A 12,976-nucleotide genomic window follows, 5' to 3' on the forward strand; every position below is an offset into this window, starting at 1 on the left:
CGGCCACGGCTGGGTCGCGGGCAGGCGCAACCGTAGTGATGTGCAGCGCTCTGCCGAGTGGTACGTGCGTGCGCTGGTGTACGTCAGTGCTTGGCGGGCAGGAAGCCCACCTTGTCGTACGCCTGGGAGAGGGTCTCCGCGGCGACCGCGCGGGCCTTCTCCGCGCCCTTGGCCAGGATCGAGTCCAGGGTCTCCGAGTCGTCCAGGTACTGCTGGGTGCGCTCCTTGAAGGGCGTCACGAACTCGACCATGACCTCGGCGAGGTCCGTCTTGAGGGCGCCGTACATCTTGCCCTCGTACTCCTGCTCCAGCTCGGCGATCGACTTGCCGGTGAGGGTGGAGTAGATGGTGAGCAGGTTGCTGATGCCGGGCTTGTTCTCGGCGTCGAAGCGGATGACGGTGTCGGTGTCGGTGACGGCGCTCTTGACCTTCTTGGCGGTGGCCTTGGGGTCGTCGAGGAGGTTGATGAGGCCCTTCGGCGTGGACGCCGACTTGCTCATCTTGATCGACGGGTCCTGGAGGTCGTAGATCTTCGCCGTCTCCTTGAGGATGTACGGCTTCGGGATGGTGAAGGTCTCGCCGAAGCGGCCGTTGAAGCGCGTGGCGAGGTCGCGGGTGAGCTCGACGTGCTGGCGCTGGTCCTCGCCGACCGGGACCTCGTTGGCCTGGTAGAGCAGGATGTCGGCGACCTGGAGGATCGGGTACGTGAAAAGGCCGACGCTCGCCCGGTCCGCGCCCTGCTTGGCGGACTTGTCCTTGAACTGGGTCATGCGGGAGGCCTCACCGAAGCCGGTGAGGCAGTTCATGACCCAGGCCAGCTGGGCGTGCTCGGGGACATGGCTCTGGACGAAGAGCGTGCAGCGCTCGGGGTCGAGACCGGCCGCGAGCAGCTGGGCGGCGGCGAGCCGGGTGTTGGCGCGCAGCTCGGCCGGGTCCTGCGGAACCGTGATCGCGTGCAGGTCGACGACCATGTAGAACGCGTCGTGGGACTCCTGCAGGGCCACCCACTGGCGCACGGCGCCGAGGTAGTTGCCGAGGTGGAACGAGCCTGCGGTGGGCTGGATTCCAGAAAGCACACGGGGACGATCAGAGGCCATGCTCACCATTCTCTCAGGTCTGTCGAGCCGATCCGGAACTGGTCGGAAACAGGTGGGAACCGATCCGTCTGCTGCGGTGTAACAAGAGTGTGAGAACGCGGGAGGGGGGCCGCATCGTCGATGAGGCCGCGGTGATCGCACGCGTACGCGCCGGGGAGCCGGAGGCGTATGCGGAGCTGGTGCGGGCCCATACGGGCATCGCGCTCAGAGCGGCCGCGGCGCTCGGGGCGGGTGCGGACGCGGAGGACGTGGTGCAGCAGGCCTTCGTCAAGGCGTACTGCGCGCTGGGCAGATTCCGGGACGGCGCCGCCTTCAAGCCGTGGCTGCTGTCGATCGTCGCCAATGAGACGAGGAACACAGTGCGTACGGCGGCGCGGCAGCGCACGCTCGCCGGCCGGGAGGCGGCCTTCGTGGAGGCGGAACCGCTGATACCGGAGTCGGCGGACCCGGCGGTGGCGACGCTGGAGACGGAGCGCCGTGCGGCGCTGCTGTCCGCCCTGGAGCAGCTGAGCGAGGAGCACCGCCTGGTCGTCACCTACCGCTATCTCCTGGAGATGGACGAGTCCGAGACGGCCCAGGCCCTGGGCTGGCCTCGCGGGACGGTCAAGTCCCGACTGAACCGCGCTCTGCGCAAGCTGGGCCGACTGCTGCCGGATTTCAGACCTCGGGAAGGGGGTGATGAGCGTGAGTGAGGGACGGGGTGCGTACGACGGTGAGGGCGGCCGTGGTCCGGGGCGCGCCGGTGGCCGGGGGCCGCGTGGGCGTGACCACGGGAGGGAGCGCGAGGTGCGGCCTTCCCGGCTGCCGGAGGAGTTGCGAGCGCTCGGCCGGTCGCTGGACGCGCCCGGGAGCGAGGGTGCCGACGGTTCTTCCGGCGCCGAGACGATGGTCGAGCGGGTGCTGGGGCAGATACTGGCCGAGCAGGTGCCGGTCCCGGTGGCCGAGCCCCGGGGCGCCCGTGAGCGACTGCGCGCGGCCCGGCGCTGGACCCGGCTGCGGTGGCGCTCGCTGGCCACGGTCCTGTGCGGTCTGCTGACGGTTCTCGTGCTCACGCCCCCGGTGCGGGCCGCGGTCTTCGACTGGTTCGGCTTCGGCGGGGTGGAGGTGCGGTACGACCCGTCGGCGGTGCCCTCGCCGGGCGCCTCGGTGCCGGGCTGCGGCACATCGGTGTCGCTCGGGCAGGCCGGGCATCGGGCCGGTTTCGAGCCGCTGGTGCCGGACGCGCTCGGCGTGCCGGACACGGTGGCGGTGACGAGCGAGCCGCGCGGTCGTCTTCTGGTGAGCCTGTGCTGGCGGGAGGGCGGGCACACGGTCCGTCTGGACGAGTTCCCGGAGCGGCTGGACGTCGGCTTCACCAAGGTGCTGCGCGAGGCGCCGGAGTGGATCGAGCTGAGCAAGGAGCCCTCTGCGGACGGCGCGCAGGACTACGCCCTGTGGTTTCCGCGCCCACACCTGCTGAGCTTCTGGCTGGTCGACACCGACGGGAACCGCTTCACCCGCAGGAAGCGGACCGCGGGGCCGACGCTGCTGTGGACCCACCGGACGGGTGCGGGGGCCATGACGCTGCGGTTGGAGGGTGTCGTGTCCGAGCACCGGGCCGTGGAGATCGCGAAGTCGCTGGAGAAGCCCTCGGATTAGGGCGGCCGGGGTGGGAACCCCGACGGCTCGGGCGGTGTACCAGAAGTGACAGACGGCTCGCGGAAGGGCCGCCGGACCGACCGGTTGGGGGACGGGATGCGTGGGTGGAGGGGCAGTCGGGCGGGGGCGCGGGGCGCCGCTCTCTTCACGGCGGTGGTGGCTGTGGCGCTGTGCGGAATGCCGGCGACCGCGGCATCCGGCGGGACTGACGCGGCGGCGCAGGCACAGGGCCGGGACGTCCCCGACCTGGCGATGATCATCGCGGGCGGCACCGGGCAGACCACGGTGTTGCGGTCCGGTGAGCCCGCCTTCGCTCGCCTGCGACAGCTGCTGCGGCCGACTTACGCGGGGACGGAGCGGGTGCCGGACGACTGGGTCGAGGGTCGCCGTCCGGCGGTGGACTTCACGGTGATCTGGGCGCTGACCGGGGTCGGAGGCTGGCCGCAGACGATGCGTCCGCCGGGCGGTGACGTCGCCGTCGAGCGGCAGGACCAGCTGTTCGTGACGGCGGACGGCACGCCCTGGATACGCAGCGATCCCGCGCCGGCCGTCCAGGACGACGACATCCGCTGGCATCGGGCACCGCGCTCGGTGTTTGTGCAGCTGGAGCAGGCGAAAGTGCTGAGCGGGCTGGGCGACGGGGAGGCCGGGGGCGGCGCCGCACGGCAGCGGGCCACCGAGCAGCGGGTGGGCAGGAGCGGTGTCTGGTGGGCGGTGCCCGGGGCGGCCCTGGGGCTCGCGGTGGGGGCCGGCGGGGCGCTGCTGATACGCCGCGCGGCGGCCCGGCAGAGTGCCGGACCGCCGCGGGAGGAGCCACGACAGGAGCTCATCGATCTCTGAGCATCACCGATCTCTGAGCATCACGATCTCCGAACGTCACCGATCTCCGCACGACGTCGATCTTTGAAAACTCAAGAGAGGGCGTTGGTCAGCCCAGGTCGATCTCCGGGTACAGCGGGAAGCCGGCCACGAGGTCGGTGGCGCGGCGGGAGATCTCGTCCGCGATCTTCGGGTCGAGGACGTGCTGCGCCTTGGACGGGGCGCCCGACTTGGTGGTGCCCGGCTCGGTGGTGGTGAGGACGCGGTCGATGAGGCCCGCGACCTCGTCCATCTCGGCGGTGCCCAGGCCACGCGTGGTCAGGGCGGGGGTGCCGATGCGGATGCCGGAGGTGTACCAGGCGCCGTTGGGGTCCGAGGGGATGGCGTTGCGGTTGGTGACGATGCCCGAGTCGAGCAGAGCCGCCTCGGCCTGACGGCCGGTGAGGCCGTAGGAAGTGGCGACGTCGATGAGGTTGAGGTGGTTGTCGGTGCCACCGGTGACGAGGGTGGCGCCGCGGCGCATCAGACCCTCTGCGAGCGCCCGGGAGTTGTCGACGATCCGCTGGGCGTAGTCCTGGAAGGAGGGCTGACGCGCCTCGGCGAGGGCGACGGCCTTGGCGGCCATGACGTGCGGGAGCGGGCCACCGAGGACCATCGGGCAGCCACGGTCGACCTGGTCCTTGAGCGAGTCGTCGCACAGGACCATGCCGCCCCGCGGGCCGCGCAGTGACTTGTGGGTGGTGGTGGTGACGATCTGGGCGTGCGGGACCGGGTCGAAGTCGCCGGTCAGCACCTTGCCCGCGACCAGACCGGCGAAGTGTGCCATGTCCACCATCAGGGTCGCACCGACCTCGTCGGCGATCTCCCGCATGATGCGGAAGTTCACCAGACGGGGGTAGGCGGAGTAGCCGGCGACGATGATCAGCGGCTTGAACTCCCGGGCGGAGACGCGCAGGGCCTCGTAGTCGATGAGGCCCGTGGCGGGATCGGTGCCGTAGGAGCGCTGGTCGAACATCTTGCCGGAGATGTTCGGGCGGAAGCCGTGGGTGAGGTGGCCGCCCGCGTCCAGGGACATGCCGAGCATGCGCTGGTTGCCGAAGGCCTGGCGGAGTTCGGCCCAGTCGGCGTCGGTCAGGTCGTTGACCTGGCGGGCGCCGGTCTTCTCCAGGAACGGGGCCTCGACGCGGTCGGCGAGGACGGACCAGAAGGCGACGAGGTTGGCGTCGATGCCGGAGTGCGGCTGGACATAGGCGTGGCGGGCGCCGAAGAGTTCCTTGGCGTGTTCGGCGGCGAGGGACTCGACGGTGTCGACGTTGCGACAGCCGGCGTAGAAGCGGCGGCCGATGGTGCCCTCGGCGTACTTGTCGCTGAACCAGTTGCCCATCGCGAGGAGGGTCGCCGGCGAGGCGTAGTTCTCGGAGGCGATCAGCTTGAGCATCTCGCGCTGGTCGGCGACCTCCTGCCCGATGGCGTCGGCGACGCGCGGCTCGACGGCGCGGATCACGTCGAGGGCGGCACGGAAGGCGGTGGACTCGGTGGAGAGGGGCTGCTGCTCTGACATGTCGTCGGCCTCCGGGTGGCGTGGCTAGAAGCGTTCACGGTTCACGGTCGGCCCAGGCGCACGGCACTCGGTCACTCGGGATCTGCCCCGAGCCGGGGCCGCTCCCCGATGGTCGGTCCCATCCCAGCGCGCCAGTCACGGCCCGCGGATCAGCCTACCGGGCGCGCCGGAACGCAGAGGTCCCGCGTCCACCATGCGGGCGAGGATAAGAAAGGGGCACCCTCACAGCACCTGGCACCTTCGGGAGATCCCGTGACCGCTACGGAGACACTCATCGCCGCCGCCGACGCGCACAGCGCGCACAACTACCACCCGCTGCCCGTGGTCATCGCCTCCGCGGACGGGGCGTGGATGACGGATGTGGAGGGGAGGCGGTATCTGGACCTGTTGGCCGGCTATTCGGCGCTCAACTTCGGCCATCGCAACCGACGCCTGGTGGAGGCGGCGAAGGCGCAGCTGGAGCGGGTGACGCTGACGTCGCGGGCGTTTCACCACGACCGGTTCGCGGCGTTCTGCTCCGAGCTGGCCGAGCTGTGCGGGATGGAGCTGGTGCTGCCCATGAACACCGGCGCGGAAGCGGTGGAGACGGCGGTGAAGACGGCCCGGAAGTGGGGCTACCGGGTCAAGGGCGTGCCTGCGGAGATGGCGAAGATCGTGGTCGCGGGCAACAACTTCCACGGCCGGACGACGACCCTTGTCAGCTTCTCCACCGACCCGGAGGCGCGGGCGGACTTTGGTCCGTACACGCCGGGCTTCGAGATCGTGCCGTACGGGGACATGACGGCGATGCGGTCGGCGGTCACGGAGAACACGGTGGCCGTGCTGCTGGAGCCGATCCAGGGCGAGGCGGGGGTGCTGGTGCCGCCGGCCGGATATCTGCCGGCGGTGCGGGAGCTGACGCGGGAGCGGAACGTGTTGTTCGTCGCCGACGAGATCCAGTCGGGGCTCGGGCGGACCGGCACCACCTTCGCGTGCGAGCACGAGGGCGTCGTGCCGGATGTGTATGTGCTCGGGAAGGCGCTCGGAGGTGGGATCGTGCCGGTCTCGGCGGTGGTGTCGTCGGCCGATGTGCTCGGGGTGTTCCGGCCCGGTGAGCACGGTTCGACGTTCGGTGGGAATCCGCTGGCGTGTGCGGTGGCGCTGGAGGTGATCGCGATGCTGCGGACCGGCGAGTTCCAGGCGCGGTCCGCGGAGCTGGGCGGTCATCTGCACCGGGAACTGGGGGCGTTGACCGGCACGGGGCGGGTGAAGGCGGTCCGCGGGCGGGGGCTGTGGGCGGGCGTCGACATCGCGCCGCGGTACGGCACGGGACGGGAGGTGTCCGAGAAGCTGATGGAGCGGGGGGTGCTGGTGAAGGACACCCACGGGCCGACGGTGCGGATCGCACCGCCCCTCGTCGTCGAGAAGGAGGATCTGAACTGGGGGTTGGCCCAACTGCGGGGCGTGCTGGGCCTTTAGTGACCCCTGCGCGTCACAGGATCACATGCGGCAGGAAGCGGGCGTACGCGTCCGTGATCAGGCCGGAGGACTCCCGGATGCCCAGGCCCGCCGACTCGTTGTCGACCACCCAGGCGCCGAGCACGACATGGTTGCCGTCGAAGTCGGGCAGTGGGGCCAACTCCTGGTAGCAGCAGGCCTCTTCGTGCAAGACCGGTTCGGTGCCGGGCTGGTGGATGGTGACGCCGGCTCCCTCGCGGCCCAGCAGGGGCTTGGCGACGTAACCGGTGGTCGAGGCAAGCTCTCGGGAGCCGTCCAGATACGCCGGAAGGAGGTTCGGGTGGCCGGGGTACAGCTCCCAGAGGACGGCGAGCAGCGCCTTGTTGCTGAGCAGCATCTTCCAGGCGGGCTCGATCCACAGGGTGGTGCCCGTGCCGCCGCCGTTGTCGAGGGTGTCGAGGACATGGCCGGCGAAGCGGTCGGTGGTGAGCCACTCCCACGGGTAGAGCTTGAAGCAGCTGCGGATGAAGCGGAGTTGGTTGTCGACGAAGCGGCCGGAGAGTGGATCCCAGCCGATCTCCTCCATGGAGATCCAGTCGGTGTCCAGGCCCGCCTGCTCGGCGGTCTCCTTCAGATAGGCGACAGTCATCAGGTCCTCGCCGAGTTCGTCGGCCGAGGAGTGTGCGAAGTAGAGGGGGCTGCCGGGCGGGAGGAGGGCGGCCTGCTTCTTCCAGGCGGCGACGAGGCGCTCGTGGAGGGAGTTCCACTGGTCGGCGCCCGGGAAGCGGTCCTCCATCCAGAACCACTGGGGGGAGGCGGCCTCGACCAGGGAGGTGGGGGTGTCGGCGTTGTACTCCAGGAGCTTCGCCGGGCCCGTGCCGTCGTGGCGGAGGTCGAAACGGCCGTAGACGGAGGGGAGTTCGGCGCGGCGGTGCCAGGCCTCGGCGACCGCCTGGGCCACGCGCGGGTCGGTGATGCCCAGGTCGGGGAAGCGGCCCCGCGTCACGATGTGCTCGGCGGCGGCCAGGCACATGCGGTGGAGTTCCTCGACGACCTCCTCCAGGGCCTCGACCTCGTCGAGGGTGAAGGAGTAGTAGGCGCTCTCGTCCCAGTAGGGGCGCAGGGAGCCGTCGGGGTGGCGGGTGACGGGGTAGACGAGACCCTGCTCCTCGACGGTCCGCTGCCAGTCGGGGCGGGGGGTGAGGGTGTGTCGCTGCATGGGTTTCAGCCGCCGGAGCTGCCCTCGCCGCCGCCGAAGCCGCCCCGGGACACTCCGTGGCCGGAACCGCCGGAGGAGCTGCGGGGCTTGGTGAACGACCCGCCGTCGACCCAGCCGTCCTCCTTCTCGCCCCCGTAGTGCCAGGTGCCGTGGACGGAGGTGTTGGTGGACTTGCAGTTCTTGTCGGCGACGACCTTGTAGCCCTTGGCCAGGTTGTAGCTGTCGCGGTCCACACAGCGCTTGTCGGGGTCGGAGGAGCAGGCGGTGAGGGCCGCGGCGAGGAAGCCCATGCCGCCGAGCACGACGGCGCCCGAGCGTAGTTGCCTGCGTGTGTCGGCCACGTTTGTGTCTCCCCGTTCGATGCGGCTGTCCTGCGTTGTCCGGGCCACAGCCTAAAGAGAGGTAAGAGCGCAGCCCCAGGCACCCCTCCTGTGGGGCTCTCCCCTACAGTCGCTTTGTGATCTTTGGGATGGTGTGCGCGCTGGGCGCGGCGGTCTGCTTCGGTACCGCGACGGTCTTGCAGGCGGTCGCCGCGCGGTCGGCCGGTACGGGCGGGGGCGGGGAGGCGGCGCTGCTGCTGCGGGCCTTGCGGCAGTGGCGGTATCTGGCCGGGCTGGCTCTGGACGGGCTGGGGTTTCTGTTCCAGATCGCCGCCCTGCGGTCGATCCCGATCTACGCGGTCGCCGCGGCGCTCGCATCCAGCCTGGCGGTGACCGGGGTGGTCGCGGCGCGACTGCTGCAGGTGCGGCTGAGCGGGACGGAGTGGGGTGCCGTCGGGGTGGTGTGCGCCGGGCTCGCCATGCTGGGGCTGGCGTCCGGGACCGAGGGGGACCGCCAGGGGTCGACGGCGCTGAAGTACGCGATGCTCGCGATCGCCGTCGTGGTGCTGCTGCTCGGGCTGTTCGGAGGGCGGTGGTCCGGGCGGGGTCGGGCGCTGGTGCTCGGGCTGGGGGCCGGGTTCGGCTTCGGGGTGGTGGAGGTGTCGGTGCGGCTGATCGACTCGCTCGCTCCGTCGGAGCTGCTCACCAACCCGGCGACATACGCCCTCGTCATCGGCGGGGGCGCGGCCTTCCTGCTGCTGACGTCGGCGTTGCAGCGCGGCTCCGTGACCACCGCCACCGCCGGGATGGTGATCGGCGAGACGATCGGGCCGGCGGCGGTGGGGGTGGTGTGGCTCGGGGACCGTACGCGGGAGGGGCTCGCCTGGCTTGCGGTGCTGGGGTTCCTGGTCGCCGTCGCGGGAGCGTTGGCGCTGGCACGGTTCGGGGAGGCGCCGACGGAAGCCTCACCGGGCGCGGCCGCCGACCCCGGGGTTTCCCTGGGTCCGTCCCGGAGGCCGGGGACCTGACCGGCTCCGGAGCTTCCGCTGTACGGCCGGATGGGCAGGCCGGGACAGGGGGTATCACGTCATGGGACCGAACGACGCGCAGATCGTGCGGGTGTTCAGCCGGGAGCCGGGTGGGACCATCGCCGACGTCACGCTGAATCCGCAGAAGGACGGCGAGATCGTCCCGGAGGCCGCGGCCGGCCGAACCCTGCACGGGCTGGAGGGGGCGTATCACGTGACGCTCGCCGTGCGCGACATCACCCTGCACAGCGCCTCCAGCGCTCCGGCCCACCGATGGTCCGGCGGTGTCCCGTACCCCACCACCAGCGCGTCGTGCGGCTCGACGGTCGCTTCGGGGTGCCGGTAGCGGTGCAGTCCGTGCACCGCGAGGCCCTGCCAGGCCGCCGCCCGCAGTGTCGCCTGCTCGGTGCCCGGCGGCAGCCGCAGCACCACGTGCAGGCCCGCCGCGATGCCGGTGGCGCCGACCTGCGGGGCCCGCCGCGCGAGTTCCGCGACGAGTGCGTCCCGGCGGCGGCGGTAGTGCAGCCGGGCGGCGCGTACATGCCGGTCGTAGGCGCCGGAGGTGAGGAACTCGGCGAGCGTCAGCTGGTCCAGGGCCCCGCAGGAGTCGATGTGCCCCTTGGCCTTGGCCGCCTCCTGGACGAGGTCCGGGGGCAGGACCAGCCAGGCCAGTCTGAGGCCGGGGGCGAGGGACTTGCTGGCCGTGCCTGCGTAGACGACGTGATCCGGGTCCAGGCCCTGGAGGGCGCCGACGGGCTGGCGGTCGTAGCGGAACTCGCCGTCGTAGTCGTCCTCGACAAGCAGGCTGCCGGTGCGGCGGGCCCAGTCGACGGCGGCCACCCGCCGGTCGCGGTGCAGGGTGCCGCCCATCGGGAACTGGTGGGCGGGGGTGAGCAGGACGGCGTCCTCGGCCGTCAACTCCCCGGGGTTGGTGCCCCGTTCGTCGAACGGCAGCGGCACCGTCCGCAGGCCGGCCGCCGCCAGCAGGTCCCAGTGCACGTACAGGCCGTACGACTCCACGGCGATCGTGCTCGCACCGCGTGCCCTCAGCACCGCGCAGAGGATGCGCAGGCCCTGCGAGATGCCGGCGCAGATCAGGATGCGTTCGGGGTCGGTGCGTACGCCCCGGGCGCGGGCGAGGTAGCCGGCGAGGGCGGTGCGCAGTTCGATGCGGCCGCGCGGGTCGCCGTAGTCGAGGGCCTGGTACGGGGCCGCGGTGAGCGCACGGCGGGCGGCCTTCAGCCACTGAGTGCGGGGGAAGGAGGCCAGGTCGGGGCTGCCGGGGATCAGGTCGTATGCAGGGCGGTCGATGGTGCGGGGCTGAGGGGCGGGCGCGGCGGGCCGGCTCACCGCCCGGTCGGCCACGCGGGTGCCGGAGCCCTGCCGCGCCGTCAGCCAGCCCTCGGCGACCAGGTCGGCGTATGCGTCGGCGACCGTGTTGCGGGCGATGCCCAGGTCGGCGGCGAGGGTGCGGGAGGAGGGCAGCCGGGTGCCCGGGGCCAGCCGACCGGTGCGGACGGCCTCGCGCAGGGCGTCGGTCAGGCCCCTGCGGAGCCCGGGACCCGTCGGCTCAAGGTGCAGGTCGACGCCCAAAGTGGCCCAGGATTTCGCCATGGAAATGGACCATACCCCTGGGCTGCCTCACTTCTAGGGTCGAGAGCATGACGACAGAAGAAGCCACCGGATACGCGCCCGAGCAGCCCGCCCGGCTGCGCTGGGCCCAGCACGTCCCCGAGGTCTACAAGGCGATGGTCCGCCTCGACGCGGCCGCCCGGCGGGGCCTGGACCCGAAGCTCCTTGAGCTGGTGAAGATCCGTGCCTCGCAGCTCAACCACTGCGCGTTCTGCCTGGACATGCACACCAAGGACGCGCTCGCGGCCGGTGAGGGCGTCGAGCGGATCGTGCAGCTGGGCGCATGGGAGGAGTCGAGGCACTTCTACACGGAGAAGGAGCTCGCCGCCCTGGAGCTGACCGAGGCGGTCACCGTGCTGACCGACGGCTTCGTCACGGACGAGGTGTACGACCACGCCGCCAAGCACTTCGAGGAGCCCGAGCTGGCGCAGCTGATCGCCGCGATCACGGTGATCAACGCGTGGAACCGGTTCGGTGTGACGTGCCGCATGGCTCCCGGCCACTACGAGGCGGGGCAGCACCGGTGAGCGGGGTGGACGACTTCCGCGCCCTGCACCGAAGGCGCGCGCCCGGTGACCCGCTCGTCCTCCCCGGCCCCTGGGACGTGGTCAGTGCCCGGGTGTTCGTCGAGGCCGGGTTTCCGGCGCTCGCGACGCCCAGCGCGGGGATCGCGGCCTCCCTCGGCCACGAGGACGGGTCGACGCCGGCCGACGAGATGTTCGCAGCGGTGGCGCGCATCGCCTGGGCCGTGGACGTGCCGGTGTCGGCGGACGTCGAGGACGGGTACGGGCTGGCACCGAAGGAGCTGGTGGAGCGGCTCCTGGAAGCGGGCGCCGTCGGCTGCAACCTTGAGGACTCCAGCGGGGGCGTCCTCAAGGACCCGCACGAGCACGCCGAGTGGCTGGCCGAAGTGCGGTACGCGGCCGGGGACTCCCTCTTCGTCAACGCCCGTGTCGACACGTTCGAGTACGGGGATGGCAACCCCGAACGGGCCATCGAGCGGGCCGCGTTGTACGTCGCCGCGGGCGCCGACTGCGTCTATCCGATCGGCGCCCCGGCGAACGTACTGCCGCTGCTGCGGTCCGGGATCCAGGGTCCGATCAACGTGCACGGCACGCTCGACGGCAAGGGCCCCTCGCCCACCGGACTCGGTGAACTCGGGGCCACCCGCATCACGTTCGGGCCGGGACTCCAGCGCTGGGCGGCGCTGGCGCTGCAGGGGATGGCCGAGCAGCTGAAGAAGCAGAAGTGATCAGGACAGCCACGCCTTCCACGTCGCCGCGTGGCTGTCCGCCCACTTCTTCGCCGCCTGCTCGGGAGTCAGCTTCTGGTCGGCGATCATCAGGGAGACCTCGTTCTGGTCCTCGGTGGTCCACCTGAACTTCTTCAGGAAGGACGCCGCCTTGCCGCCCCTCTTCGCGAAGTCCGCGTTGAGGTACTTCTGCAGCGGGGTGTGCGGGTACGCGCAGGCGACCTTCGCCGGGTCCGTGTCGCAGCCCTCCTTGTACGGCGGCAGCTTCACCTCGGTCATCGGGACCTTCTTGAACAGCCACTGCGGCGCGTACCAGTACGTCAGGAAGGGCTTCTTCTCCTTGGCGAACTGTTTCATCTGCGTGATCTGCGCGGCCTCGGAACCGGCGAATACCACCTGGTAGTCCAGCTTCAGGTTCTTCACCAGCGCCTTGTCGTTGGTGACGTAGGACGGCGAGCCGTCCATCAGCTGGCCCTTGCCGCCGCTCTCCGCGGTGCGGAACAGCGACGAGTACTTGTTGAGGTTCTTCCAGTCGGTGATGTCGGGGTGCTGCTTGGCGAGATACGTCGGCACGTACCAGCCGATGTGGCCGGTCACCCCGAGGCCGCCGCCGCGCGCGATGGTCTTCTTGTCGTCGACGTAGCGCTTCTCCTGGTCGGGGTGGCCCCAGTCTTCCAGGATGGCGTCGACGCGGCCCTGGCTGAGCGCGTCCCAGGCGGGGACCTCGTCCACCTGGACGGTGTCGACCCGGTAGCCCAGCTTGTGCTCCAGGAGGTACTGGGCGACGGCCACGTTGGACTGCGCACCCACCCAGGACTGGACCGACAGGGTCACGGACTTGGCGCCCTGCGCGTTGGCGAACGGGGACGCCTGCTTGGTCATGTCGGCCGCGCCGCAGCCGGTGAGCAGCACCAGGGAGCCCACCACGGCGGTCGTCCCCAGAGTCGTACTCATGCTCGTACGAAGTCGCATG

Annotated in this window: 13 protein-coding genes and 1 riboswitch; of the genes, 7 read left to right on the forward strand and 6 right to left on the reverse strand. The window is 71.0% G+C overall.

Going from position 1 to position 12,976, the window contains the following annotated elements:
* Positions 1-83 precede the first annotated feature (83 nt).
* Positions 84-1,097, reverse strand: a complete 1,014-nt coding sequence (gene trpS / locus ACWDAG_RS25280; RefSeq protein WP_450697837.1) for a tryptophan--tRNA ligase — start codon at positions 1,095-1,097, stop codon at positions 84-86.
* Positions 1,098-1,186: 89 nt separating this feature from the next.
* Between trpS and ACWDAG_RS25285 the strand changes: the two genes are divergently transcribed.
* The 3 genes from ACWDAG_RS25285 (at position 1,187) to ACWDAG_RS25295 (ending at position 3,575) form a co-directional block, all read left to right on the forward strand.
* Positions 1,187-1,789 (forward strand): RNA polymerase sigma factor, encoded by a 603-nt coding sequence (locus tag ACWDAG_RS25285; RefSeq protein WP_450697838.1) that lies wholly within the window; start codon positions 1,187-1,189, stop codon positions 1,787-1,789.
* A complete protein-coding gene (locus ACWDAG_RS25290; protein WP_450697839.1) occupies positions 1,776-2,735 on the forward strand; it encodes a hypothetical protein in 960 nt (319 codons plus the stop codon). Before ACWDAG_RS25285 ends, ACWDAG_RS25290 begins: the two co-directional genes overlap by 14 nt.
* Before the next feature lie 96 nt (positions 2,736-2,831).
* Positions 2,832-3,575, forward strand: a complete 744-nt coding sequence (locus tag ACWDAG_RS25295; protein ID WP_450697840.1) for a hypothetical protein — start codon at positions 2,832-2,834, stop codon at positions 3,573-3,575.
* Between the two features lie 88 nt (positions 3,576-3,663).
* On the opposite strand, the gene ACWDAG_RS25300 is transcribed toward ACWDAG_RS25295, so the two are convergent.
* Positions 3,664-5,115, reverse strand: a complete 1,452-nt coding sequence (locus ACWDAG_RS25300; protein ID WP_450697841.1) for a glycine hydroxymethyltransferase — start codon at positions 5,113-5,115, stop codon at positions 3,664-3,666.
* A 43-nt stretch (positions 5,116-5,158) separates the two neighbouring features.
* Positions 5,159-5,264, reverse strand: a riboswitch (ZMP/ZTP riboswitch).
* A gap of 103 nt (positions 5,265-5,367) precedes the next feature.
* Here ACWDAG_RS25300 and rocD point away from each other — a divergent pair.
* A complete protein-coding gene (gene rocD / locus ACWDAG_RS25305) occupies positions 5,368-6,573 on the forward strand; it encodes an ornithine--oxo-acid transaminase (protein ID WP_450697842.1) in 1,206 nt (401 codons plus the stop codon).
* 13 nt (positions 6,574-6,586) lie between these two features.
* Here the strand turns inward: rocD and ACWDAG_RS25310 are convergent, their stop codons facing one another.
* Complete coding sequence (locus ACWDAG_RS25310) at positions 6,587-7,771, reverse strand: glutathionylspermidine synthase family protein (RefSeq protein ID WP_450697843.1); 1,185 nt, start codon at positions 7,769-7,771, stop codon at positions 6,587-6,589.
* A 5-nt stretch (positions 7,772-7,776) separates the two neighbouring features.
* Positions 7,777-8,112: a hypothetical protein gene (locus ACWDAG_RS25315; protein ID WP_450697844.1), complete on the reverse strand. Its 336-nt coding sequence runs from the start codon at positions 8,110-8,112 to the stop codon at positions 7,777-7,779.
* Positions 8,113-8,240: 128 nt separating this feature from the next.
* Between ACWDAG_RS25315 and ACWDAG_RS25320 the strand changes: the two genes are divergently transcribed.
* Positions 8,241-9,119: a hypothetical protein gene (locus tag ACWDAG_RS25320; protein WP_450697936.1), complete on the forward strand. Its 879-nt coding sequence runs from the start codon at positions 8,241-8,243 to the stop codon at positions 9,117-9,119.
* Between the two features lie 210 nt (positions 9,120-9,329).
* Here ACWDAG_RS25320 and pdxR read toward each other — a convergent pair whose 3' ends face one another.
* Positions 9,330-10,733, reverse strand: a complete 1,404-nt coding sequence (gene pdxR / locus ACWDAG_RS25325) for a MocR-like pyridoxine biosynthesis transcription factor PdxR (protein ID WP_450697845.1) — start codon at positions 10,731-10,733, stop codon at positions 9,330-9,332.
* A gap of 47 nt (positions 10,734-10,780) precedes the next feature.
* Between pdxR and ACWDAG_RS25330 the strand changes: the two genes are divergently transcribed.
* Entirely contained in the window at positions 10,781-11,278 is a 498-nt protein-coding gene (locus ACWDAG_RS25330) for a carboxymuconolactone decarboxylase family protein (protein ID WP_450697846.1), read from the forward strand.
* Positions 11,275-12,003 carry an isocitrate lyase/PEP mutase family protein gene (locus ACWDAG_RS25335; RefSeq protein ID WP_450697847.1) on the forward strand — a complete coding sequence of 243 codons (729 nt, stop codon included), beginning with the start codon at positions 11,275-11,277 and terminating at the stop codon, positions 12,001-12,003. Before ACWDAG_RS25330 ends, ACWDAG_RS25335 begins: the two co-directional genes overlap by 4 nt.
* Here the strand turns inward: ACWDAG_RS25335 and ACWDAG_RS25340 are convergent, their stop codons facing one another.
* On the reverse strand, positions 12,004-12,957 hold the full coding sequence (locus ACWDAG_RS25340; RefSeq protein WP_450697848.1) for an ABC transporter substrate-binding protein: 954 nt from the start codon (positions 12,955-12,957) through the stop codon (positions 12,004-12,006). It lies immediately after the preceding gene.
* Between the last annotated feature and the right edge of the window lie 19 nt (positions 12,958-12,976).

Source organism: Streptomyces sp. NPDC001157, assembly GCF_053598255.1.